The sequence below is a fragment of the Bradyrhizobium sp. Ken01 genome (assembly GCF_055807355.1).
The window spans coordinates 42,997-66,302 of the sequence record NZ_JBVVPC010000043.1; the positions used below are offsets into that span (position 1 = coordinate 42,997).

Sequence of the window (23,306 nt, forward strand, 5' to 3'; positions counted from 1 at the left end):
ATCGCTTAGTCCAGCGCCAGCACAGGCTTGATCAGCTCGCCGTTGGCGAACCGCGCGAAGTTTTCAGGGAGATCCGAAAGACCGAACTCGCCGTCAACGAGGACGCGGTATTCGTCCTTGTATTTGCGCAGCAGCTCGACATTCTGCTCGAAATCCGAGACCGGGAAGTAGAAGGTCCGGATCATGTAAAAATCCTTGCGGCGGAATACCTTGCCCTCCTCGATGGTCCATGGCGCGGCGTTCTCGCCGACCAGCACCAGCGCGCCGCGCGGCAAGACGAGCTCGATGCCGAGATTGCGCGCCGCATGGGCGCCCGAGCATTCCATGATGAGCGCGAAGCGCTTCGAGGTGTCGCCGACCGGGTGCGGGTTCGCGCCGAAGGACTGTGCGATCTTCAGCCGCGCCGGATTGGGATCGGCGACATGAATGTCGTTGTAGCCAAGCGCGCGAAGCGCCAGCACGACGCCGAGACCGACAGGCCCCGCCCCCATCACGAGGGCCGGACCGGCCTCGTTCGCCGGCACCACGCGGCTGACGAACCGTACGGCGTGACCGGATGTGCCGATGGTGTCGAGCAACAGCGGCGCGAGGCTGTCCTCGATATCATTGGGTACCGGCAGCAAACAATTTTCCGGCACGGGCACGTATTCGGCATAGCCGCCCGGCCTGTTCCAGCCGATCAGGCTGGAGACCTCGAGGCACATCTGGGTATCGCCGCGCTTGCAGGCGGCACAGTGATCGCAGTGCAAGGGAATGTAGACGGCGCAGCGGCGGCCATGCAGACCGTGGCCTGGCTGCTCGACGACGCCAAAGATCTCGTGGCCGGCGGTGAACTCGGCGCCCTTGTGCCAGAGCTTGAAGTCTGAGCCGCACAGCGCCGTTCGCGAGACACGGACCAGCACCTCGCCGGCGCCGATTTCGGGCATCGCCACAGGCTCGATGGTGATTCGGTCGCCGCCGTGGAAGACCGCGGCCTGCATGATCGAATTCGAGCGGGGAGACATATTCATCAAATACCTAGCCTTTCACCGCGCCGAGCGTCAGTCCGGACACCAGCCAGCGCTGAACCAGGGCCGCCAGCACCAGCGGCGGCAATGCGATGAGCGTCGCCGCGGCCATGAGGGCGCCCCATTGCGTCGAGCCTTCGCCGATGAAGTTGAAGGCCGCCGCGATCAGCGTCTTGGTGTCGCCGTTGGAGAGCACCAGCGCAAACAGGAAGTAGTTCCACGAGAAGACGAAGGCGAGGATCGCCGAGACCGCGACGCCCGACGCCACCAGCGGCATCGCGATGCGCCAGAGGATGCGCGTGACGCTGCATCCATCGACTTGCGCAGCCTCGAACACGCTGCGCGGGATGGCATCGAACGACGGCAGCAAGACCCAGATCACGATCGGCAGCGTGATGACGGCGTGGCTGAGGATCAACGCGGTGTAGGAGCCGATCATGCCGATTTGCCGGAACATGACGTACCACGGCAGCAGGAACAGCGTGCCGGGCGCCATGCGCGCCGCCAGCGTCAGGATTGCCGGCCACGTAATCCGGGTCCAGGAGACGGCGAAGGCGGCGGGAATCCCGAACAGCAGCCCGAGCGAGGTCGAACCGACGGTAACGATGAGGCTGTTGAGCGCATAACTCAGGAACGGAGTGGTCCTGGTCAGCTCGGCGTAATTCTCCAGCGTCGGTGTGAAGACCAGCGTCGGCGGATAGGCGGTGACCTCGAAGGACGGCTTGAACGAAGACAGCACCATCCAGACCGTCGGCGCCATGATGATGATGCCGGCGAGCACGAGCTGCACCGTGTTGAGCCAGCGGATCCAGCGGTCGGTGTTGGCGGCATCGTTCATGACATCACCACGCCACTGCGCCCCGCAGGCGGTTGAAGGCGAGCACGGCGCCGAACACGATCGCCGTCAGTGTCAGCATCAGGGCGCTGGCATAGCCGATGTTGAAGAACTCGAAACCGACCCGGAACCCATAAATGTTGAGCGTGTTCGAGGCGTTGCCCGGGCCGCCCTGGGTGGTGATGTAGATGATGTCGAAGAAGCGCAGGAGATCGACGCTGCGCAGGATCGCGGCAGTGACAATGGTCGGCAGCAGCAGCGGCAGCGTGATACGCTGAAATGTCTTGAATGGGGATGCGCCATCGATCTGGGCAGCCTCGTAGACACTCGGCGGCAGGGATTGCAGCCCGCCCAGCACGATCAGAGCGACATAAGGCGTCCACTGCCAGCTGTCGATCAGCGCCACCGTCGGAATGACCAGGGACGGCGAGGCCAGCCAGTCCGACGGGGGCAGGCCGAACGACTGCAGGACATAGTTGGCGGCACCCAGCGAGGGATCGAGGATTACCAGCCACATCATGCCGGCGACCACCGGCGGCATCATGAACGGCGAAATGAACAACGAGCGCACGATGCCCGGTAGCCGCTTGGCGTGGAACAGCACCAACGCCAGCCAGACGCCGAAGACGAGTTGCAGCACTAGCGACAGGACGAAGAGGGCTATGGTGATCCACAGCCCGTGCCAGAATTCGTAATCGGAGATCAGCTTGGAATAATTGGCAAGCCCTGCAAAGGACTGCTTGCCGGTCGAGGAAAACGTCTGGAAGCCTAGCCAAATCGTATAGACGACCGGAAACGCGATCATCGCAACCGTGAAGATCACGGCCGGCGCCGAAAGTGCCGCCATTTCCAGCTTCTGCCGGTCCTGCGTGAGTGTCGCAGCCGAGTCAGACATCCGTTCGCGTCCTCACGTGGGGGGAAATGCCGGCATGCAGCGAGCCTGCCGGCATGAAGCCGTTACTTCTGGGCGATCAGCGCATCGAGCGCCTTGTCGGCATCCGCGCAGGCCTGGTCGATCGGCTTTTGCTTGAGGATCAGGTCCTGCACCGCCTGGCCGATGAACTCGCGCGATTCCGGATTGGCGACGATGGGATAGCCGACCTCGGAGGAACCCTTGGTGGCGAGCACGTCGAGAGCGGCCTGCCATTCCTTGCGCACCGGCTCCTCATCGATCCATTTACGATACTCAGGATCCTTGGCGACCGATGGACGCGGCGGGGCAATGCCCTGGAGCGCCATCTTCTTCTGCACCTCGGGGCTGGTCGCCCACTGCACGAAATACCAGGCCGCATCCGGCTGCTTGCTGTGCGAGGATACCGCCATGCCCCAGCCGATCGTGGTCGGCACCTGGCCAGCCTCCCCCGCCGGGAACGGCACAAGACCGGTGTCCTTCAACCGCGCGCCACCGTCCATGACGGTGCGAAGCTCGTTGGACGATTCGAACGCCATTGCGGCGCGGCCGCTGCGATAGAGTGCCGAAATCTGCTGGAAGCTGTAATTGACGACGCCAGGCGGACCGAAGTCGCGCAGCAGCCGGCTATAGGTTTCGAGCGCTTCCTTGCCCTTGGCGGAGCACAGGTTCGACTTTCCGTCGGCGATATAGGTGCCGCCGACATTGTGCAGCATGTTGCTGAAGGTGTAGGCGACCGCGGGCTTGAGGCCGCGCGAGACGAACGGCGTCACCGCGCTGTCGCAGGTCTTGATCTTTTCGGCGGCGGCTTCGACGTCCTTGATGGTCTTCGGCGCCTCGAGACCGCACTTCTTGAAGATGTCGGTGCGGTAATAGAAGATCGGCCCTTCGAGATTCATCGGCATGCTGGTGAGCTTGCCGTTGAAGGTCGCGGCCTTCACCAGGGCCTGGCTGAGCCCGGCCGGATCGTAGTCCTTGGCAACCTCGTTCTTGGCCATCGTGGTGAGGTCGGCATACCAGCCGGCGGCGGCGAACTGCTCGCCCTCGCGCGAGGGCAGCGTCATGAACACGTCAACCTCATCGCTGTTCGCATTCATGACGGTCACCAGACGCTGGCGCATCTGCTGTTCCTGATAGCCGTCGACCTTGAGGGTCATGCCGGTCAGCTTCTCGAAATCGACCTTGTAGGTCAGGAGCGCCTGCGCGACCGGATTGTTGTTGGCGAGAAAGGTGACGGTCTTGCCCTTGAACTTCATCCAGTCGAAATCGGCGGCGTGCGAGGGCGCGCCAACAGCGGCGATCGCGAGAACGGGCAACGCGAGATGCGTCGCGAGCATCCTGGCCTTCATTGGACTCTCCTCCCGGCTGGCCGCCTTAAGCTGGCGGACCATTTTGAACACGTTCGTGCACATCTGAAAACGGTTACAAAATAGACCTCACGCTCGCCGTGTCAAGCGATGGACAAACTGCGTGATCTGCGGCAAATACATGCGATTAACACCACCGCACGGGTTTGCGGCGCAACATGTACCGTTACATTCATGGGACTGACCGACGCCAAGTCTGTGAAACAAGGCATCCGCGCCGTAGCCGCCCGCGCCGGCGTCTCAACCGCATCGGTCTCTCGTGCCCTCAACAATCCGGATGCGGTGAGCCCATCTCTGCGCGTGCGCATCGAACAGGCGATTGACGCGCTTGGCTACATCCCGCATGCGCCCGCGCGCATCCTGTCCTCACGTCGCTCGCGCACCCTTGGCGCGATCGTGCCGACCATCGACAACACGATGTTCGCGCGCGGCATCGCTTCGCTGCAGCACTATCTGTCGTCGGTCGGATACATGCTGTTCCTCACGACGAGCGGCTACGATCTTGACGTCGAATTGCAGCAGGCGCGCAATCTGATCAGCCGCGGCGTCGACGGCCTGGTGCTGCGCGGCGACTGCCATCACGACGGCTTGCGCAAGCTGCTCGCGGACAACGCGGTGCCGTTCATCAATGTCGGCATATACCAGCCCGACCGGCCCTACCCTTGCGTCGGCACCGACAACGAAACGGCCGCCCATCGCGCCGCCGCCCATGTCATCGAACTCGGCCATCGCCGCATCGGGATCGTCTCGGCTCTCCAGCGCAACAACGACCGTGCCAGCGCTCGCGTTGCCGGCTTTCGCCGCGCGCTGACCGAGAGCGGCCTCGAACTGCCGTCGCAATGGCATGTCGAGGTGCCCTATACGCTGGACGACGCCCGCGAAGCGGCGCGCTATCTCCTGGGGCTCAAGGATCGTCCCACAGCCGTAGTGTGCGGCAACGACGTCATCGCCTACGGCGTGCTGCTCGAGGCGGAACGCAGCGGCTTTTCGGTACCACGCGATCTGTCGGTCGTTGGGTTCGACGATCTCGACTGGAGCCGCCATCTGCGACCGAGCCTGACCACGATTCACGTACCGACCGGAGAAACCTGGCAACGCGCCGGCGAATATCTGGTGCGCAGCCTCGCCGGCGAGCAGACCATCATGCACCGCGAGATCGACTTTTCACTGGTGGTCCGCGAGTCGACGGCGCCACCTCCAAAATCCCTGAAGTGAGACAGTCCCGATGAGTTTGAATTTCTCCCTAGCCTCCGGCTTTCATGCCATCGTGATCGGGGGCGCCGGCGACATTGGCGCAGCAATCAGCAACCAGTTTTGCGATCTCGGCGCGACGGTGACCGCAACTGGCGCCAACGATGCCGATCTCGCCCGCACACTCCTCAAGCCGCGCGCGGGCCTCACGCTCGGGACGCTCGACGTCACCGATGATGCGGCCGTCAAATTCTTCGCCAACAAGTACAAGCGGGTCGACGCGCTCGTCAATTGCGCCGGGATTCTCGCCCGCGACAAAGAATTCGAGATCGAGACTTTCGTAAAGGTTCTCGACGTCAATCTCACCGGCACCTTCCGGACCTGCATGGCTTTTCGCGCGCTGCTTGCGGAGGCAAAGGGATCGATCGTCAACATCGCCTCGATGAACGCGGTTTTGGCGTTACCGCGTATCCCCGCCTATTGCGCCAGTAAGGGTGGCGTCGTGATGTTGACCAAGGCACTCGCCTTGAAGTGGGCCGAAGAGGGCATTCGCGTCAACGCAGTTGCGCCCGGCTATATAGAGACCGCGATCAACGCCGCCGGCCGGACTGATCTCGCGCATTACCAGCGCATCGCCGACCGCACCGCGTTCAAGCGGTGGGGACAGCCGGAAGATATTGCCGGCGCCGTCGCGTTCCTCTGCATGCCGGCGTCGCAATATGCGACCGGTACCGTCGTTGCTGTGGACGGCGGGTTTCTCGCAGGTTGACGTCGCGCGAGCACCGGCGGCTGGACATCAACGGATACGTCAAGCGGCGCATCGTCGGATTCAAACCATCTCTGGAAGCGAGCGCCGGAGTTCCGAGGCGCGCAAGATGACGTCCTATGGCAACGACGAGCGGCAACCTTGCCGCGGTTGACTTGTTATAACATTTAGGCAAATGTCCTTACTAACCGGAGCGCGAAATCCGGATTTTTGGGAGGACCGTATGACGTCATTCAAGCCGACGCGACGAACGCTACTCAAGACCGGAACTGCAGCCGCCGCTTTCGCGACGATTGGTCCGGCCTTTCTCCGGCAAGCAGCCGCGCAAGATGCCGACCTTGCGCCGTACAAATCCGCGCAGATCGACTGGCAGCAGGTCTCCGGCGAGATCATCACCGTCGCGGTGATCCCGGCGAGCTATTTCGAGAACCTCATCACGCTGGCGCCGCAGTTCAAGGCGCTGACCGGCATTGATGTCCGTTTTGAAAAGATTCCCCCGGCGCAGATCCGGCAGAAGAGCGTCATCGACCTGACCTCGAAGACCGGCACCTACGCGACCCACGCCGCAGACCCCATGTATTACGCGCTCTACGCCGCGAACAAATGGGTCGAGCCGCTCGACACCTATCTGAACGACAAGTCGCTGACCGACCAGGCCTGGTTCAAGCTTGATGACATCATTCCAGCCTGGCGCAGCGCCAACGGCATCGACGGCAAGCTCTACGGGATGCCCTATGACGGCGAAGTCACCATTCAGGTCTATCGCAAGGATCTCTATGACGCGAAGGGCCTGAAGCCGGCCGACACGCTGGAAGCCTACATGACGAACGCCGCGGCGCTGAACACGCCGAACGAGCGTGTCTGGGGCGCAGCGTTGCGCGGCGTCGCCGGTGCCGGCCAGAACATGTACATTTATCCGTCGATTTTCCGAGAGTTCGGCGGCGACTGGATGAAGGGCGGCAAGCTCACCGTCAATGGCCCCGAGGCCGAGGCGGCGCTCGCCTGGTATATCGACATCATGAAGAACTACGCGCCGATGGCGGCCGCGAACTGGAACTGGCCGGATATCGCCGACGCCTTCTCGCAAGGCACGGTCGCCAGCTACATCGACGCACATTCGTCGGCCTCGGTCATCAACAATCCCGAGAAGTCCAAAGTCATCGGCAAGGTCGCCTATGCGCGCTGGCCGAAGGGCCCATCAGGCAAGCGCACCACCTCGATCTGGAATTGGGGTTTTCCGATCAATTCCGCGCTGCCGGAAAAGAAGCGAAAGGCGACCTGGCTTTTTATCCAGTGGGCCGCGAGCGCCGAAACCCAGGCGCGCACCGCACATCGTTTTGCAGGTCCGACCAAGCGTTCTGGCGTCAACCGCACCTCAGTCTGGAAGGATCCCGACTACATCAAGCTGATGAACGGCTTTGGCGAGAACTTCGTCGAGGCCACGATGGGCGCCCTGCAGGAGGACACCGACGTAGACTGGCGTCCGCGCGTGCCACAATGGCCGGCGATCGGCGACACCATGGCAACCGCGATCCAGTCGGCCCTCTCGGGCCAGGCCACGATCAAGGCCGCACTCGACGATGCGCAGCGCCGCATCGAACCGATGATGCGCGGCTGATCCATGGCGACGACAGTGGTGACATCGGCCGGGATCGCGAGCGAGGCGCCTCGCGGCGATTTCGGCCGCATCCTGGCGCAGCGCGAGCGCCGGTTTGCAGCGGCCCTGCTTGCACCGGCGTTTCTCGCCCTGCTCGCCACGACGACGTTCCCGCTGCTCTTCCTGGTCTATACCAGCGCGTTCCGGATGGATCTGGCGATGCCGTTCACCAACGGCTTCGTCGGATTCGAGAACTACCAGGTGCTGCTCTCCGACGAGCGCTTCTGGACGTCGCTGCTGGTAAGCCTCGTCTACACCGGCTCGACCGTCGCGCTCCAGGTCATCATCGGGCTGGCGCTCGCCTTGCTGGTCATGGACATGAAGCGCGGCCAGGGCTGGTTTCGTGTCATCGCGATCCTGCCCGTCGTTCTGTCGCCGGCCGTCGTGGGCATGATCTGGCGGACCTTCATGCTGGCGCCGGAATTCGGCATCGTCGACTTCCTCGCCATCAACGCCGGTCTCGGCAGCAAGAACTGGCTCGGCGATCCCACGCTTGCGATGGTCTCGGTGATCGCAATCCATACCTGGCAATGGACGCCGTTCGCGTTCATGGTGCTGCTGGCTTCGCTGGCGTCACTGCCCGAGGACATCTATGAGGCCGCGCGGCTTGATCGGGCTTCCGCCTGGCAGCGCTTCCGCCGCATCACCCTGCCCTTGCTGCGGCCCGCAATCGTGATGGTCATCATCATGCGGACGATGGTGGCGCTGACCGCGTTTGCTGCGATCTTCACCGTCACCGGCGGCGGCCCCGGGACCGCGACCGAGATCCTCAACCTCTATGCCTACAGGAAATCCTTCATTGAGTTGTCAATCGGGTACGGTGCGGCGCTGGCGGTGGCGCTGCTGATCGTGACCATCATCATCTCCGGCATCCTGTTCGCGATGCGGAGGGCGAAATGACCGCAAAGCGCCTCCGCATCATCGCCCTGCTCGCGATTTCCATGGTCTTCCTGCTGGCCTGGGCCTTCCCGATCATCTGGAGCGTGCTGAATTCGCTCAAGACCGATTCCGACGTGCTCGCCTATCCGCCCAAGCTGGTTTTCTCGCCGACGCTGGAGGCTTATCGGGACGTACTGTTCGGCTCCGGATCGATCCTCCCGAACCTCCTTTCAAGTGCCATCATCTCGGTCGGCACTACTATCGTCACTATGTTGATGGCGGTGCCCGCGGCCTATGCCCTGGCGCGCCTGCGCTTTCGCGGCAAGAAGTTCGCAGGCTTCTACCTATTGGCAACCCAGATGCTGCCACCAGTCGGCATCATCATCCCCTACTTCCTGGTGCTGCGGAACATCGGCTGGATCGACACCTATCAGGGCATCATCCTGATTTATCTGTCGTTCTCCCTGCCGTTCGCGATCTGGCTACTGGTCTCCTATTTCGAGGACATTCCCTTCGAGATGGAGGAAGCCGCCTATCTCGACGGCGCCAGCAGGCTCAAGACGCTGTGGCGCATCATCATTCCGCAGGTCCGCGGCGGCATCGCCGTAACCGTCGTGTTTGTGTTCCTCAATGCGTGGAATGAGTTCCTGTTCGCCGTTGTGCTCAGCGGCAACACGGTGCGGCCGGTCACGGTGGCCATGTTCAATTTCGTCTCCGTTGAGCAGACGCTGTGGGCCAAGCTCGCAGCGGTCTCGGTCCTTGCCATGCTGCCTGTCGTCGTGCTCGGCGTGGTCGCACAGAAGCATATCGTAAAGGGCTTGACGGTCGGTGCAGTCAAAGGCGGAGGGCGCCGATGAGCGGCCAGGGTCAGGTCAGTTTTCGCAACATCGTCAAGATGCACGGCGAGTTCGCCGCGCTCAAGGGCGTCAATTTCGACATCAAGCCGGGCGAGTTCTTCGCGCTGCTCGGCCCCTCTGGATCGGGCAAGAGCACCACACTGCGCATTCTGGCCGGCCTGGATGCGCCCACCGCCGGCCGCGTGCTGATCGACGACAAGGACGTCACCTCGACTGACGCGCGGGACCGCGACATCGCCATGGTATTTCAAAGCTACGCGCTCTATCCGCACATGACGGTCGCAGAGAACATCGCCTTCCCGCTTGAGATGGCCAGGCTGCCAAAGGCACAAATCGCTTCCGCCGTGCAAGAAGCGGCAAGAAAAGTGAAGATCGACCAGCTTCTGGACCGGAAGCCGGGCCAGCTCTCGGGCGGTCAGCAGCAGCGCTGCGCACTCGCCCGCGCCATTGTGCGCAAGGCGCGGCTCTTTTTGCTCGACGAGCCGCTATCAAACCTCGACGCGAAGCTGCGGCTGGAGACTCGCGCGGAGCTCAAGAAGCTGCAGCGCTCGCTGGGCGTCACCGCGGTCTACGTCACCCATGACCAGGAAGAGGCCATGACGCTGGCCGACCGCATGGCGGTGTTCATGTCAGGCGAGATCCAGCAGATCGGCACGCCCGCGGAGGTGTTCGCGCGCCCGAACTCGATCGACATTGCCGGCTTCATCGGCAATCCCCCGATGAACCTCGTCCCCGCCCGTTATGTCGACGGCGACGTGATCATTGCCGGGCATCGTCTCAAGACGACGACCACAACCGCGGGCGAGCGTGATGTGGTGGTCGGGCTTCGTCCCGGCGCCCTGCGCATGACGGAGGGCGGAATTGGCGCGCGCGTCGACCTGATCGAGGACCTCGGAGATACCGCCGTGCTCGATCTCGACTGCGCCGGCACCATGATCCGCATGCGCGTCAGCGATGGCAACATTCCCGGCGAAGGCGAGACCATCTCGATCACCGCCCGTCCGCAGGACATTCACCTGTTTGATCCCACAACCCGCATGCGGCTCTGACACCATGGCTGTTCAAACCCGCAAGAAGAAACTCGCTCCGCTCGGCAGCGATGTCGTCGCGGAAGGCTCGACGCCCCTGCACGTCCAGATTCGCGAGTCCATTCGCAGTCAGGTTCGCGACGGCAAGCTGATTGACGCAACCGGGCGCCTGATGACCGAGGCCGAGCTCGGCCGTCATTTCAGCGTCAGCCGCATCACCATCCGCAATGCCATTGCGCCACTGGTGAACGAAGGCATGTTCGACCGCTCACGCGGCCGCGGCACCTTTCTGCGCTCGAACCAGCCCGAAAACTGGGTCGGCCACCTCATGGGTTTTTCGGAAACCATCCGCGACGCTGGCTATCAGGCCGGTGCAAAGATCCTGCAGCAGGGTATGACCAACCGCCATGACCCCGCCGTTCGCGAGCAGCTGCGTGAGCGCGCCGTCTGGCAACTCAGGCGTCTGCGGTTCGCGGATGACACACCGATCGCGATCGAGCACGCCTTCTATCCGCCGGACATCGGTCTTGAGCTCGAGAAGCGGGATCTGATATCGATCATCATGTATCGCGTTTTAGAGGACGAACTCGGCTTCGCCATCAAGGACGCGCAGCAGACCATCAGCGCCGATCTCGCTGATGCCAGCAGCGCAAAACTGCTCGACGTGAAGGTCGGATCGCCCCTGCTCGCGATCGAGCGCGTCACCTTCAGCAAGGACGGACGGGCGCTGGAGCTTCTCCGCGCCGTGTACTTACCGAAATATTTTCGCCTCAGCATCAGCCTGACGCGCCGCCACTAAGATCGCCACACGCCAAAAACGAGGACACAAACATGCCGAATGGCGCCAAAACTTCCGACAGCCCCAACATCCTGCTCATCCTCAACGACGACATGGGCTTTTCGGACATTGGCTGTTACGGCGGCGAGATCAAGACGCCGAACCTCGATCGTCTTGCGGCGAACGGGCTGCGTTACTCTCAGTTCTACAACACCGCGCGCTGCAGCCCGTCTCGCGCCTCGCTGCTCACCGGCCTGCATCCGCACCAGACCGGCATCGGCATCCTCACCTACAGCAACGGGCCGGAAGGCTATGCCGGCAATCTGAACAAGAGTTGCGTGACGATCGCCGAAGCGCTCAAGAGCAGGAATTATACGAGCTATCTCAGCGGCAAATGGCACATCGCCAGCAGCCTCACCGAGCCGACCGACGCCTGGCCGATGCAGCGCGGCTTCGACCATTTCTATGGCACCATCATCGGTGCTGGCAGCTTCTATCACCCGAATACGCTGACCCGCGGCAACGACAATATCGAACACGAGCCGGTTAAGGACCCGTCGTTCTTCTATACGGATGCGATCAGCGACCATGCGGCCGCCTTCATCCGTCAGCACAGGGCGGAAAAGCCCGGCGCGCCGTTCTTCCAGTACGTCGCCTATACCGCCCCGCACTGGCCGCTCCATGCCCATGAAGAGGACATAGCAAAATACAAGGGCCGCTTCGACGCCGGCTGGGACAAGCTGCGCGAGGAGCGCCTCAAGCGCCTCGTCGAGGACGGCATCATCCATCCGAACTGGCGCCTGACCGACCGCGATCCGACCCAGCCCGCGTGGACCGACGCCGAGCAGCGCGAATGGACGCTGCGCTGCATGGAGGTCTACGCGGCCCAGATCGACCGGATGGACCAGGGCATCGGGCGTATCCTGAAGGCGCTGGAAGAAACCGGCCAGATGGACAACACGCTGATCATCTTCCTCTCGGACAACGGCGCCTGCGCCGAGGACATTCCGGAAGGCGTCACTGCGAAGGAGCTGGTCGACCAGCTCATGATCGCGCAGGCAAAGACCCGCGACGGCAGGCTGGTGCGTTTCGGCAACGATCCAAGCCTTATGCCCGGCGGCGAGGACACTTACCAGAGCTACGGCACCGCCTGGGCCAATCTCTCCAACACCCCGTTCCGGCTCTACAAGCACTGGGTTCACGAGGGCGGTATCGCCACGCCGTTCATTGTGCACTGGCCGCGCGGCATCTCCGAAAAGGGCGGCCTGCGGCATAATCCAAGCCAGCTCACCGACGTGATGGCAACCATTCTTGACGTCACCGGTTCCACCTACCCCAGTGAATACAACGGCAACACTATTTTGCCCTGCGAGGGCGAGAGCCTGGTGCCATCATTCGGGGCAGCTTATGGCAGTCGGGGCCCGCTGTTCTGGGAGCACGAAGGCAATGCGGCTGTGCGCACCGGCAAGTGGAAGCTGGTGCGGAAATATCCCGGCCCCTGGGAACTCTACGACATGGAAACCGATCGCACCGAGATGAACGATCTGGCCGCGCAGCATCCGGATCGCGTCCACGAGATGGCGGCGCAGTATCAGCAATGGGCCAATCGCTGTGGCGTGATCCCGCGCGAGAAGATTCTCGAACTGATGAAGGCTGAGGGCGGCACGGCCTTTTGGGAGGAAGAGAAGCAGACGTAGGACATGACGAAGGATCGCTCGCACTGTTGCACCGAGAGCGCCGCCGACAAGGGGCCGGCGACGGGCAACGATGCGCAGACAGCGATCCTTCCCAGTCCAAACCCGATCCCGCGCCGCTGGAGCTCACTGATCGTCGGAACCTTCCACATGGGATCTGCCGACAGGGGCTTCGTTGAAGATGGCGAAGGCCCGGTGCGGCCCGTCACGCTGTCGCCGTTCGCTATTGCCTGTCACGCCGTAAGCAATCTGCAGTTCGGCGACTTCGTCCGAGCCACAGGCTACACGACCGAAGCCGAGCGCTACGGCTGGAGTTTCGTCTTCGCGGGGCTCCTGCCGGAAGAGACGCGCACCGCGCAAACGGCGCGCGTTCGCGAAACGCCCTGGTGGATTCGGGTGTTGCATGCTTACTGGGCGCAACCGGAGGGCCCGTCGAGCAGCATTCTGGACCGGCTCGATCATCCGGTCGTCCATGTCTCCTGGAATGACGCTCAGGCCTATTGCGCGTGGGCGGGCACGCGGCTTCCCACCGAAGCGGAATGGGAGATGGCCGCACGCGGCGGGTTGGACCAGGCCACCTATCCGTGGGGCGATGAGCTTCAGCCAGGCGGCGAGCATCGTTGCAACATCTGGCAGGGCGATTTTCCGAGCCGCAACACTCTGGACGACGGCTATCTTGGCACGTCGCCCGTCCACGCTTTTGCGCCGAACGGATACGGCCTGCACAACGTCGCCGGCAATGTCTGGGAATGGTGTGAGGACTACTTTTCGCCGAGTTATCACCGCCTCACAACGTCTCACGATCCCTTGAATCGCGAACTAGCCCCGAACCGCTCGATGCGCGGCGGATCCTTCCTTTGCCACGAATCCTACTGCAACCGCTACCGCGTCGCGGCGCGAAGCTCCAATTCACCCGATTCGTCATCGAGTAACATCGGCTTCCGTGTCGCGCGCGCTGAACCCCCGCTGGATCCGGCATAGGATGGCGCCAGCCCCACATGCCGGGAAGCCGGCTCAAGCTGCCGGCATCCGTTTGCTGCCGCTCTTTCTGCGCAACTTCGTGCGCTATCGCGAGACCGGCCTTGTGCTGGTCGCCATTGTCATCGGACTGCTCAGCGGCGTTCTCGTCGCCACCATCTCGGGCCTCAGCCAGGTTTCACATGCGCTGCTGTTCGATATTCCCTTCGACGCACATCTCAGCGCCACCGGGGTGATCTCCTGGCAGCGAACGCTGCTGATTCCGATGCTCGGCGGCCTGGTGCTCGCGCTGATCGGGCTGTATTTCGCCCGGCGCGTAAAGGGCCAGCAGCTCGCCGACGCGATCGAGGCCAACGCTCTCTATGGCGGCCGGGTATCATTTCGCGGCAGCTTGCTAATCTCGGTTCAGACCCTGCTCTCCAACGGCTTCGGCGGGTCGGTCGGACTGGAGGCCGGCTACACGCAGATCTGCGCGATGTTCGGTTCTCATGTCGGCCAGCGCCTCGCCGCACGACGTAACGACATGCGGCTCCTGGTCGCCTGCGGCGCCGCGGGTGCAATCAGCGCAGCGTTTTCTGCACCTCTGGCCGGCGCCTTCTACGCCTTCGAGGTCGTGCTGGGCGCGTACACCTCCGCCGCACTCGTTCCCGTCATTGCAAGCGCTGTTACTGCGTGGCTGGTTGCGCGGCAATTGACCCACCAGTCGTTCCTGATGGTGCCCGGCTTCCCCTCGCCTGTCTCCGTCGAAATGATCGGGCAGGCCGTGCTGATCGGCGTCATCTGCGCCTTCGTCAGTATTATCGTCATGCTCGCAGTCGCATTCTCGGAACGGTGCTTTCAGCGCATCACGGTATTCAAGGGATTCGTACGGCCGATCCTCGGAGGCCTGCTGCTCGGCGGTCTTGCCCTGCTGACGCCGACCGTCCTGGGCGCCGGCCATGGCGCGATGCAGATCCTTCTCGTCAGCAATCCGACCTGGCTCCTGCTCACCACGACCATTGTGTTCAAGATTCTTGCCTCAGCCATCTCGCTCGGCTCGGGCTTCCGTGGCGGTCTGTTCTTCGCTTCACTACTGCTCGGCGCGCTGATCGGGCAGCTCTACAGCATCGTGCTGACCGGCCTCCTTCCTGCGCTCGCCCTGCAACCGGGCACCGCTGCCATTGCCGCGCTGGCTGCGCTGGGCACCGGCGTGCTGGGCGCGCCGTTCAGCATGGTCTGTCTCGCGCTCGAAATCACCGGCGACTTCTCCGTCACCGTTGGCGCGGTAGTTGCATCATCGGTCTGCGCGCTCATTGTCCGCGAGCTTTTCGGCTACAGCTTTGCGACGTGGCGCTTCCATTTGAGAGGCGAAGTCATCCGTGGCCCGCAGGACATCGGCTGGGCCAGACAAATGAGCGCGGCGTCCCTGATGCGCACGGACTTCGAGAACGCCCCGACGACGATGCCGATCGGCGAGGCGCAAAGGCTGTTTTCGCCGGCGCTGGTCCGGCAGGTCGTACTGCTCGATCCCAACGACACTTATGCCGGCATCGTTCCGGCCGCGACGCTGCATTCGGTCGCCAACCGGGACGACGAGCCGCTCGGATCGCTGGCGCAGCAACAGGATGAATGCCTGCTTCCGACTACGTCGGTTCGTGAGATCCTGAAAGCCTTCGAGCGCAGCGAGGCAGACGTCCTGGCAGTCGTTGACCCCGCCGACAGTCGCACAGCAATCGGCACGCTGAGCGAATCTCACGTGCTGCGGACCTATGGCGAAGAACTTGAGCGTCGGAACCAGGAATTGTTTTCCCGCTAGACGGTCAAAATTGAATTTGAGGCTGATGTTGCCGGAAGGTGCTCCGCGCTTGCGGAACATGCTCTACGGCCGCAGGTCCATGTCGATACGTACGAAATCGCCGCGATAGGTGACCTCGCCCAGATAGATCACGGTATGGTCCCGGGTCGTGAAGACACGACGGACTTCGGCGACGGGCGAGTTGAGGGGTACGCGAAGCAGCCGCGCTGCCTCGAGATCGGCGGTGCCGATTGTAAGCGTCTGACGGGCGCTGGCGATCGCGGGATCCCTGAGATCGTTGAGGATCGGGATCACGGTCTCGTTGCGAAAGCGCTTTGGCGATCTGCGAAAGATCTTCTCGTCGAGATAGATGGAAATCACACAGTAAGGCTGCTTCTGGCGTGAGTGCAGGCGGCGCATAAAGACGTATTTCTCGGCCGGCTTGCCGTCTTCGGGAAGCAGCGGCGCATCACTGCGGCTTTCCGAGATGTTGATGATCTCCGGCGAGGTGTCGCGGTACATGTCCGCAAGGTCCGACAGCGTAGTCTCGACCTTGAGCCACCGATCTTGCCGCAAAGAGCCCGTGACAAACGTGCCGCGTCCCTGCTGGGCCCCGATGACGCCATCGCGGGCAAGCAGCTCGACCGCCTGACGGATCGTGACGCGCGACACCCCGAACTCGGCCGCAAGCTCCTCATTGGCTGGCAGGCGAAAGCCACGGGTCCAGGTGCCGCGCGCAATCCGCTGGCGGAAGATGTCGGCAATCTGCGCGTATTTGGGGACGTGACTGTCGGAATTCAATTCCATCTCGCCTCCGGAAGATCAATGAACCGATCAGGCCATGACAAGAGCTGCACCGCGCTCGCCGATCATCAGGCTGGTCGCGTTGGTGTTCGCCGAAGTGATCTGCGGCATCACCGAGGCATCGATCACGCGGAGCCGCTCGACGCCGCGCACGCGCAGCTGCGGATCGAGCACCGCTCGCTCATCACGGCCCATGCGGCAGGTCCCGACACAGTGAAACACGGTGCCACCCGTGTTGCGCGCAAAATCCCACAGCCCGGCATCGTCCGTTGCTGCATCTCCCGGCACCACCTCGATGTCCCACAGCGGACGAAACGCCTTCTGTTGGTAGATCTCGCGCAGGATGTTCAGGCCCGCAACGATGGTCTTGCGATCGATCTCCTCGGCGAAATAGTTGGGCGCGATCCGCGGCTGCTCGAACGGATCGGTCGAACTGATCGCAAGCCGGCCGCGCGACTTTCCGTGGCATTGCCAGACCGAAGCGGTAAATCCGGAATAGGTGTGAAGGGGCTCACCGGGCTTGTCGACCGACAGTGGCATCACGTTAAACTGCACGTCCGGCCTGCCGCCGACGGCGTATTCGGTGCAGGCTGCGCCCCCCACCTGCCCTGCGCCGACCGTCAACGGGCCACGGCCTGCCAGCATCCATTGCAGGCCCATCTTCGCAAGCTCGACCGGATTTCGGACCTGATCGTTCAGCGAGATCCGCTCCTTCAGGCGGACGATCAGCCGGGCTTGATAGTGGTCCTGAAGATTTGCGCCGACTTCCGGAGCATCGGCAACGACGGGGATGCCGAGCTTGCGCAGTAGATCAGCAGGACCGACGCCGGAAAGCTGGAGGATTTGCGGCGACTGCAGCGCCCCCCCCGACAAAATGACCTCGCGATCGGCTGTCGCGCGGTGCACCTGTCCCTTGCTGATCCATTCGACGCCGGTCGCGACGCGTCCGTTGAAAACCACCTTGCTGACATGCGCATGGGTAATGATGGAGAGGTTTCGACGGCCGGCAACCGGTTGCAGAAACGCAGAGGCGGAGCTGGTCCGCCAGTGACGCCCAATGCCGAGCTGGTAGGTGCCGACGCCGAGCGTGGTTGCGCCGTTGAAGTCCGGATTGCGTGGCAGGCCAAACTGCGCGCCTGCCTCGACCCACGCCCTGGATGCCGGATTGTCATTGCGGAGATCGGAGACCTCGAACTCGCCGAGGCCGCCGTGAAACTGGCTCTCGCCGCCGCGGTAGCGTTCGTAGCGCCGGAAATACGGCAGGACGTCACGATAGCTCCAGCCATCGGCGCCAAGGCGTTCCCAGTCGTCGAAATCCTCGTGCTGGCCGCGGATGAAGATCAGCCCGTTAATCGACGAGGATCCGCCGAGCACACGGCCGCGCGGCCAGACGATGGAACGGCCGCCGCTGCCTTCCGACGGCTCGGTCCTGAACAGGCGCGAGAAACGTTCGTTGTAGATGGTCCGATAGTACCCGACCGGAAGCCGGAGCCAAAAATTCCGGTCCGATCCACCTGCTTCCAGCAGCAGCACGCGGCAGGCGGGATCGGCTGACAAACGGTTTGCGACCACGCAGCCGGCGGAGCCCGCGCCGACGATAACGTAATCGTAGCCCTGGGGTGACATCACGCGGTCCGGTACTGTTCGATCGACGCAAGATCCGGCGTGAGCCCAAGACCTGGCCCGTCGCCGAGCTCGATCGCACCGTCCCGGACATCTAACACGGGGCCACAGAAGCGATCGCGCAGCGGGTTCTCATTGCAATCGACCTCCAGCAGCCCGTCTCCGCCGATGCCGGCCAGAAGATGGGCCGATGCGAGAAGTCCGATGCCGGCACCAAGATAATGTGGACAGAACATCTTGCCTGACTGCAGGATATCGCGGGCGATGCCCGCGCAAGCCGAGAGTCCACCCCATTTCGCGATGTCCGGCTGCACCACGCCGAGAATCCGCTCACCCAGCACCTCGGCAAATCCGGCGTGGCTGGCGATGTTCTCGCCGGCCGCTAGCGGAAACCCGATTTTCTGGCGGAGCTCCTTCCACTCCTGCTGCGGGCGGTCGGCGCGGATCGGCTCCTCGAGCCAGCCAAGGCCGAACGCTTCCAGCTGCGGAGCAAGCTCAAGCGCCTGCGCGATGGTCCAGCCCTGGTTAACGTCAGCGGCGAGCAGGCCTTCGCCAACAAGCCGCCGCAGGACCGCCAGATTGGCACGGTCGGCCACGGGATCAAAACCTATCTTCAGCTTCAAGGCGCGGTAGCCGCGCGCGAGGGCTGCCTCTGCGGCTCGCTCTGAGCCGGCTGGGTTGATGCCGCTGGCGTACACCTTGATCTTGCTCCCGGATCCGCCGAGCAACTTCCAAAGCGCAACGTTCTGGCGGCGCGCGTGGAGATCCCAGATCGCAAGATCGATGCCGGCGATCGCCTGCGCGAACGGACCCGCTTCGCCGGATTGCAGTGCGAGCACCGAGGTTCCCTGCGTCAGGCGCTCGAAAGCAGCTGATGGACGTTGCGCCTTGAATCCGACAAGGGCCGGCGCGAGCACCTCGTTGACCAGCCGAACACGATGCTCCGCTCCCGGCGCTGGAAAATTGCACCAGACCTCGCCCCAACCCACGTAACCGTCCGTATCCTCGACGCGAACGAAAACGGCAGGCCGATCCGCCATCCGCCCGAACGAGGTGATGACATCGGTCGTCAAAGGATAGCGATAGCCAAAAGCCTGGACGCTGCGAATGGTGAAAGACGACGATGTCATGCTCAAAAGGCCTGCTATGCCTATGACCAAAGGCGCTCTTGTATGGTCATCCTATTTATAATATGACTTGGAAAAACATCAACCGCTATCCGGGTGGACGCGTCGAATGAACGGAGCTGGCGTAAGACGCTTTGGTCTGGGATTGATTCCGTGGATCGGTGCAATCCTGCTCTGGTACACGGTGCGCTGGAGCGGCTTCGTCAATGTCTCGCTGATCCCCGCGCCGCACCAGGTCGCCGCCAAGTTCTTCGAGCTCCTCACGAAGGAAGGCCTCCTCGTCGACATCTTCGCCTCGACCAGACGCGTCTTCTTCGGCGTCGCGCTCGGGATTCTTGCAGCGGTCCCCGTTGGCTTCCTGCTCGGCTGGTATCGCCCGGCCCGCACCTTCGCGGACCCGATGATCAACTTTTTTCGCGCGCTGCCACCAATCGCCCTGATCCCGCTGGTGATTGTCTATTTCGGCGTGGACGAGGTCGCAAAACTGGTCATCCTGTTCTACGCCTCATTCTTCTCCGGCGTGATCGTGATGTATGAAGGCGTCTCGCAGATCACGCCCCTCTACATCCGCGTAGCGCAGACGCTCGGCGCCAGTCAGGCAGAAATCTTCCGCAAGGTCATCATTCCCCTCACCGTCCCGCATATCCTCACCGCGCTGCGGGTCGCATTGGGCGTGGCCTGGGCGACTCTCGTTGCATCCGAGCTGATAGCGGCCCAGCGCGGACTTGGCGCGATGATCCAGAACGCCTCGACCTATTTCCTGCTCGATGTCATTTATGTCGGCATCATCTGCATCGGCCTGATCGCCCTGATCATGGACATGATCCTGCGCAGGATCACGGCGCGGTTGCTGGTGTGGCAGGATCGGGTCGTCGCATGACGAAGCGTGCGCGATTCGAAAACGTTTCGTTGTCATTCGAAACTCCGAGGGGCCACCTCAACGTCGTCGAAGACGTCACCTACGACATCAACGATGGCGATTTTATCGCGGTGATCGGCCCCTCGGGCTGTGGCAAGACCACGATGATGAGCATGCTCGCGGGCTTCCAGAGGCCGACGACCGGCAATGTGCTGTTCGACGGGCGTCCCGTCGCGGGCCCCGGGCCCGAGCGCGGCGTCATCTTTCAGGAATATGGCGTCTTCCCGTGGCTGACCGTGAAGCAGAACATAGCTTTCGGCCTGAAGCTCAGCGCCAACCGCGTCCCGGATAGTGAGCGCGATGCCATCTGCGATCACTATCTCGGCCTGATGGGATTGTCCGACTTCGCCAGCTCCTACCCCAAGCATTTATCCGGCGGCATGCGTCAGCGGCTCGCGATCGCGCGTGCCTATGCCGTCAAGCCCCAGTTCCTGCTGATGGATGAGCCGTTCGGCGCGCTCGATGCCCAGACCCGATCCAACATGCAGAACCTGCTGCTAAAAGTGCTCGAGACCGAAGGCAAGACTGTCATGCTAATCACCCACTCCGTGGAAGAGGCGATCTATCTCGCCTCCCGCATCGTGGTGGTGACCGCGCGGCCGGCACGGATCAGGCAAATCATCGACGTGCCGTTCGCCTATCCTCGCGATGAATCAATCCAGGAGCGGGCCGAATTCGGCGAGCTGCGAAGCTACATCAGGCAGCTCGTCATGGACGAGTATCGCGCCCAGCAGGCGCAAATGCGTCCGGCATCATTCTCGGAATAACAAACAAAACGGAGGATACCATGGACCGCAGACAATTTCTGACCACGACGGCGGGCCTCGCGCTCGGCACCTTCACGGCCTCAGCACCGGCGATCGCGCAAGCGAAAACGAAAGTCCGCGTCGGCTATCTTCACACCGTCGCGGTCGACGGCCAGATCTGGACCGGCATGGATCGCGGTTCCTTTGAAACGCAGGGCCTCGATCTCGAGCTGCGACAGTTCAACACCGGCCTCGAGATCTTCCAGGCGCTGATCGGCGGCAGCCTCGACGTACTGGCCACCGGCGCCGTGCTCTCGAACTTCCCTGCCCGGGGGCAGGGCAAGGTGTTCCTGATCAACGACATTGAGGTCGCGACCGCACAGCTTTGGGTTCGCGGCGACCAGGGCATCAAGTCGTTTGAGGATCTGAAGGGCAAGCGGATCGCGACCGCGACCGGTACCACCGCGCATGTGTTCCTGGATACCGCGCTTCGCGCCAACAAGGTCGATCCGAAGGAGGTCGAACTCGTCAACCAGACCATGCCAGCGGCCGTGACCGCCTTTATCTCCGGCGCGGTACCGGCCGTCGCTCTTTGGGTACCCTTCAACGTCACGGTTCGGGACAAGGTGCCAGGGGCGGTCAAGCTTGCCGATGCGTCAGCCTACTATCCAAAGGCCGCTATCATCGGCGGCTGGGCGGCGGCCAACGATTATTACGAGCCAAACAAGGAAACGCTGGCGAAGCTGATCCGTGGCTGGGCGGATGCGAATGACTACATTGTCGCGAACAGCACCGAAGCGATGGAGAAGCTGCAGAAGGGTCACTATAGCCAAACCCCGCTGGCCGACATCAACGAATCGTTCAAGGCCCAGAAGATGTTCACGTCCAGGGAGTGGAAGCGAATGTACTCAGACGGGACGGTCACCAACTGGCTGCAGCAGTCGACAGATTTCTTCATGGCCAACGCAGGCATCAAGGACTCCACGCCGGCAACCAAATATTTCGATCCCAGTCTGTATCTAAAAACAATCGTGTGATCTGATCGCGGAAGCTGGCGGCTCCCTTGCAAGGAGCCGTAGCACCCGCGCTCTCTTCATGTTGAAGAGGCTTTCGTTTCGAAAGCTGATCAGTCGATGATATGGGTCCCGTTTAGTTGAAGCGTACTGGCGGCGAACCGCCTCCGTTTGCATGACACTGAGCGATCCTGCGGCTTCATTGGCCCTGCTCATCACTGTAGGACCGCTGTTGCCCTGCTTCGGCTGTCTCGTTCGAGGCCAAGCAACGCTGCGCCCGCTCGATCTGGAAGTACAAGAACTAGTCATTCGACGGCTACATAGTCGCCATCTAGCTTCTGCGGCCGTTCTGCTTAACTCAGGCGAAGTTGATCCGAAACACAGCCGGGGCGCTTCTCGCCGAGCATGCGCCACCCGGATCTGAATATCAACTGCCGCTGACTGATAAGGTTTGCCGACAATCTTTATCAGTCTAGAACCGTCTCCAATTCGGATCGTTACAAGCAAGCCGACTGATGCCGCGTCCTTAAATTGTCATCAGATGAGGCGCCACCTTCCGCCGCTGCGCTCGTCTTTAGGAGCGGATGGCGTCAATCGCGTGAGCTATTAGAACCGCAACGCTTGCCGCGATTATGATCACTAACAACCAACTGATCACGTCCGTCTCCATCAACATTATGGAGTGAACGCGCTCAAACGCGCACAGTCAAAAACAAGTCGCCGAAAAGCTTAATTTCAGCGATGGGCTGAGGACTCGAGGCAACTCTTGCGTCCGCAGTCGGTCCCGCCGAGATGGCAGTAGCCGGGTCTCACCGACCCACCATGATGGGTCTCTTTGCAGCTCCCCTTTCGCTTGGCAGCAATAGAGAGCAGAATTGTTCCGTCCTCGGAACAGAATGCCCGCTAGGTTGATTTCGGTTCCGCCGAAATTGTGTTTGCAAAAGAGACAAAGTTGAGGCAGAATTTTTGCTACCGGGGCTGGCTGCATATTTCACTTGGTATTTTTGACCCGGCTTCATTTGACGACGCGTTGGGCCGCAGCGATTTAACCTCCCGCTGCGGCCTTCGCCGAACGGCAGGCCAGCGTGAACCGGCGAGCGCCCCTCAAGGTACGCCCTGTCGTTGGCGCCTCAGAGTCGGAGGACTGTGAGAACGGCTCAAGCGTCTCCAGCCGCAGCTTTCCGGTCTTCTCCGCTGATTGAGCTTCGCAGGAGCGGCTCGCCCTGGGCATTAGCCATTGGGACAGTGGCCCCGAATCGATGCCGGTTGCACGAAAGGGGCGGAATCCGCATTATGGTTTTGCTGGGCGAAGCGGATCTACCGTGGCTCTGAAGAACCCCGACGCTATTGCGG

The 23,306-nt window shown here is 62.3% G+C and carries 20 protein-coding genes; 13 read left to right on the top strand and 7 right to left on the bottom strand.

Translation table 11 applies throughout. The annotated features are described in order from the left end of the window. Nucleotides 1–5: 5 nt before the first annotated feature. The 4 genes from AC0L3S_RS30760 to AC0L3S_RS30775 form a co-directional block, all read right to left on the bottom strand. Nucleotides 6–1,010, bottom strand: a complete 1,005-nt coding sequence (locus tag AC0L3S_RS30760; protein ID WP_473283390.1) for a zinc-dependent alcohol dehydrogenase family protein — start codon at nucleotides 1,008–1,010, stop codon at nucleotides 6–8. Between the two features lie 7 nt (nucleotides 1,011–1,017). Then, the gene (locus tag AC0L3S_RS30765; RefSeq protein WP_027519170.1) at nucleotides 1,018–1,845 is read right to left on the bottom strand and encodes a carbohydrate ABC transporter permease; all 828 of its coding nucleotides are present in this window, start codon (nucleotides 1,843–1,845) and stop codon (nucleotides 1,018–1,020) included. Between the two features lie 4 nt (nucleotides 1,846–1,849). Beyond that, complete coding sequence (locus AC0L3S_RS30770; RefSeq protein ID WP_035968926.1) at nucleotides 1,850–2,737, bottom strand: carbohydrate ABC transporter permease; 888 nt, start codon at nucleotides 2,735–2,737, stop codon at nucleotides 1,850–1,852. A 62-nt stretch (nucleotides 2,738–2,799) separates the two neighbouring features. Then, on the bottom strand, nucleotides 2,800–4,101 hold the full coding sequence (locus AC0L3S_RS30775) for an ABC transporter substrate-binding protein (protein WP_473283393.1): 1,302 nt from the start codon (nucleotides 4,099–4,101) through the stop codon (nucleotides 2,800–2,802). A gap of 192 nt (nucleotides 4,102–4,293) precedes the next feature. On the opposite strand from AC0L3S_RS30775, the gene AC0L3S_RS30780 reads away from it, so the two are divergent. The 10 genes from AC0L3S_RS30780 to AC0L3S_RS30825 all read left to right on the top strand — a co-directional run bounded on the left by AC0L3S_RS30780 (nucleotide 4,294) and on the right by AC0L3S_RS30825 (nucleotide 15,742). After that, on the top strand, nucleotides 4,294–5,334 hold the full coding sequence (locus AC0L3S_RS30780; protein ID WP_456768607.1) for a LacI family DNA-binding transcriptional regulator: 1,041 nt from the start codon (nucleotides 4,294–4,296) through the stop codon (nucleotides 5,332–5,334). Between the two features lie 10 nt (nucleotides 5,335–5,344). Then, on the top strand, nucleotides 5,345–6,079 hold the full coding sequence (locus AC0L3S_RS30785; RefSeq protein ID WP_027519174.1) for an SDR family NAD(P)-dependent oxidoreductase: 735 nt from the start codon (nucleotides 5,345–5,347) through the stop codon (nucleotides 6,077–6,079). Between the two features lie 220 nt (nucleotides 6,080–6,299). After that, nucleotides 6,300–7,694 carry an ABC transporter substrate-binding protein gene (locus AC0L3S_RS30790; RefSeq protein WP_456768606.1) on the top strand — a complete coding sequence of 465 codons (1,395 nt, stop codon included), beginning with the start codon at nucleotides 6,300–6,302 and terminating at the stop codon, nucleotides 7,692–7,694. Between the two features lie 3 nt (nucleotides 7,695–7,697). Beyond that, nucleotides 7,698–8,633, top strand: a complete 936-nt coding sequence (locus AC0L3S_RS30795; protein WP_473283397.1) for a carbohydrate ABC transporter permease — start codon at nucleotides 7,698–7,700, stop codon at nucleotides 8,631–8,633. Beyond that, on the top strand, nucleotides 8,630–9,469 hold the full coding sequence (locus tag AC0L3S_RS30800) for a carbohydrate ABC transporter permease (protein WP_456768604.1): 840 nt from the start codon (nucleotides 8,630–8,632) through the stop codon (nucleotides 9,467–9,469). Before AC0L3S_RS30795 ends, AC0L3S_RS30800 begins: the two co-directional genes overlap by 4 nt. Then, nucleotides 9,466–10,518, top strand: coding sequence for an ABC transporter ATP-binding protein (locus tag AC0L3S_RS30805; protein WP_473283400.1), 1,053 nt, complete (start codon nucleotides 9,466–9,468; stop codon nucleotides 10,516–10,518). Before AC0L3S_RS30800 ends, AC0L3S_RS30805 begins: the two co-directional genes overlap by 4 nt. Before the next feature lie 4 nt (nucleotides 10,519–10,522). Then, a complete protein-coding gene (locus AC0L3S_RS30810; protein ID WP_456768602.1) occupies nucleotides 10,523–11,296 on the top strand; it encodes a GntR family transcriptional regulator in 774 nt (257 codons plus the stop codon). 32 nt (nucleotides 11,297–11,328) lie between these two features. Next, entirely contained in the window at nucleotides 11,329–12,972 is a 1,644-nt protein-coding gene (locus AC0L3S_RS30815) for an arylsulfatase (RefSeq protein ID WP_456768601.1), read from the top strand. Between the two features lie 3 nt (nucleotides 12,973–12,975). Then, on the top strand, nucleotides 12,976–13,950 hold the full coding sequence (locus tag AC0L3S_RS30820; protein ID WP_456768600.1) for a formylglycine-generating enzyme family protein: 975 nt from the start codon (nucleotides 12,976–12,978) through the stop codon (nucleotides 13,948–13,950). A 1-nt stretch (nucleotide 13,951) separates the two neighbouring features. After that, entirely contained in the window at nucleotides 13,952–15,742 is a 1,791-nt protein-coding gene (locus AC0L3S_RS30825) for a chloride channel protein (protein ID WP_473283405.1), read from the top strand. Between the two features lie 63 nt (nucleotides 15,743–15,805). On the opposite strand, the gene AC0L3S_RS30830 is transcribed toward AC0L3S_RS30825, so the two are convergent. Genes AC0L3S_RS30830 through AC0L3S_RS30840 form a run of 3 tightly spaced genes read right to left on the bottom strand, consistent with a single transcriptional unit; the run spans nucleotide 15,806 to nucleotide 19,278 of the window. Then, the gene (locus AC0L3S_RS30830) at nucleotides 15,806–16,528 is read right to left on the bottom strand and encodes a GntR family transcriptional regulator (protein WP_456768598.1); all 723 of its coding nucleotides are present in this window, start codon (nucleotides 16,526–16,528) and stop codon (nucleotides 15,806–15,808) included. Nucleotides 16,529–16,555: 27 nt separating this feature from the next. Then, nucleotides 16,556–18,151, bottom strand: a complete 1,596-nt coding sequence (locus tag AC0L3S_RS30835; protein ID WP_456768597.1) for a GMC family oxidoreductase — start codon at nucleotides 18,149–18,151, stop codon at nucleotides 16,556–16,558. Next, complete coding sequence (locus tag AC0L3S_RS30840; protein ID WP_456768596.1) at nucleotides 18,151–19,278, bottom strand: mandelate racemase/muconate lactonizing enzyme family protein; 1,128 nt, start codon at nucleotides 19,276–19,278, stop codon at nucleotides 18,151–18,153. The genes AC0L3S_RS30835 and AC0L3S_RS30840 overlap by 1 nt, the downstream gene beginning before the upstream one ends. A 106-nt stretch (nucleotides 19,279–19,384) precedes the next feature. On the opposite strand from AC0L3S_RS30840, the gene AC0L3S_RS30845 reads away from it, so the two are divergent. From AC0L3S_RS30845 to AC0L3S_RS30855, 3 genes are read left to right on the top strand one after another with little or no spacing between them, the layout of a single operon-like run. After that, nucleotides 19,385–20,155, top strand: coding sequence for an ABC transporter permease (locus tag AC0L3S_RS30845; RefSeq protein ID WP_247295241.1), 771 nt, complete (start codon nucleotides 19,385–19,387; stop codon nucleotides 20,153–20,155). Beyond that, a complete protein-coding gene (locus tag AC0L3S_RS30850; protein WP_473283408.1) occupies nucleotides 20,152–20,961 on the top strand; it encodes an ABC transporter ATP-binding protein in 810 nt (269 codons plus the stop codon). Before AC0L3S_RS30845 ends, AC0L3S_RS30850 begins: the two co-directional genes overlap by 4 nt. A gap of 20 nt (nucleotides 20,962–20,981) precedes the next feature. After that, nucleotides 20,982–21,977: an ABC transporter substrate-binding protein gene (locus tag AC0L3S_RS30855; protein WP_456768595.1), complete on the top strand. Its 996-nt coding sequence runs from the start codon at nucleotides 20,982–20,984 to the stop codon at nucleotides 21,975–21,977. The last annotated feature ends 1,329 nt before the right edge of the window (nucleotides 21,978–23,306 follow it).

Excerpts from the sequence above, each read along its gene's own strand:
- AC0L3S_RS30760 (WP_473283390.1), bottom strand. The coding sequence starts at position 1,010 with ATGAATATGTCTCCCCGCTCGAATTCGATCATGCAGGCCGCGGTCTTC.
- AC0L3S_RS30765 (WP_027519170.1), bottom strand. The coding sequence starts at position 1,845 with ATGAACGATGCCGCCAACACCGACCGCTGGATCCGCTGGCTCAACACG.
- AC0L3S_RS30770 (WP_035968926.1), bottom strand. The coding sequence starts at position 2,737 with ATGTCTGACTCGGCTGCGACACTCACGCAGGACCGGCAGAAGCTGGAA.
- AC0L3S_RS30775 (WP_473283393.1), bottom strand. The coding sequence starts at position 4,101 with ATGAAGGCCAGGATGCTCGCGACGCATCTCGCGTTGCCCGTTCTCGCG.
- AC0L3S_RS30780 (WP_456768607.1), top strand. The coding sequence starts at position 4,294 with ATGGGACTGACCGACGCCAAGTCTGTGAAACAAGGCATCCGCGCCGTA.
- AC0L3S_RS30785 (WP_027519174.1), top strand. The coding sequence starts at position 5,345 with ATGAGTTTGAATTTCTCCCTAGCCTCCGGCTTTCATGCCATCGTGATC.
- AC0L3S_RS30790 (WP_456768606.1), top strand. The coding sequence starts at position 6,300 with ATGACGTCATTCAAGCCGACGCGACGAACGCTACTCAAGACCGGAACT.
- AC0L3S_RS30795 (WP_473283397.1), top strand. The coding sequence starts at position 7,698 with ATGGCGACGACAGTGGTGACATCGGCCGGGATCGCGAGCGAGGCGCCT.
- AC0L3S_RS30800 (WP_456768604.1), top strand. The coding sequence starts at position 8,630 with ATGACCGCAAAGCGCCTCCGCATCATCGCCCTGCTCGCGATTTCCATG.
- AC0L3S_RS30805 (WP_473283400.1), top strand. The coding sequence starts at position 9,466 with ATGAGCGGCCAGGGTCAGGTCAGTTTTCGCAACATCGTCAAGATGCAC.
- AC0L3S_RS30810 (WP_456768602.1), top strand. The coding sequence starts at position 10,523 with ATGGCTGTTCAAACCCGCAAGAAGAAACTCGCTCCGCTCGGCAGCGAT.
- AC0L3S_RS30815 (WP_456768601.1), top strand. The coding sequence starts at position 11,329 with ATGCCGAATGGCGCCAAAACTTCCGACAGCCCCAACATCCTGCTCATC.
- AC0L3S_RS30820 (WP_456768600.1), top strand. The coding sequence starts at position 12,976 with ATGACGAAGGATCGCTCGCACTGTTGCACCGAGAGCGCCGCCGACAAG.
- AC0L3S_RS30825 (WP_473283405.1), top strand. The coding sequence starts at position 13,952 with ATGGCGCCAGCCCCACATGCCGGGAAGCCGGCTCAAGCTGCCGGCATC.
- AC0L3S_RS30830 (WP_456768598.1), bottom strand. The coding sequence starts at position 16,528 with ATGGAATTGAATTCCGACAGTCACGTCCCCAAATACGCGCAGATTGCC.
- AC0L3S_RS30835 (WP_456768597.1), bottom strand. The coding sequence starts at position 18,151 with ATGTCACCCCAGGGCTACGATTACGTTATCGTCGGCGCGGGCTCCGCC.
- AC0L3S_RS30840 (WP_456768596.1), bottom strand. The coding sequence starts at position 19,278 with ATGACATCGTCGTCTTTCACCATTCGCAGCGTCCAGGCTTTTGGCTAT.
- AC0L3S_RS30845 (WP_247295241.1), top strand. The coding sequence starts at position 19,385 with ATGAACGGAGCTGGCGTAAGACGCTTTGGTCTGGGATTGATTCCGTGG.
- AC0L3S_RS30850 (WP_473283408.1), top strand. The coding sequence starts at position 20,152 with ATGACGAAGCGTGCGCGATTCGAAAACGTTTCGTTGTCATTCGAAACT.
- AC0L3S_RS30855 (WP_456768595.1), top strand. The coding sequence starts at position 20,982 with ATGGACCGCAGACAATTTCTGACCACGACGGCGGGCCTCGCGCTCGGC.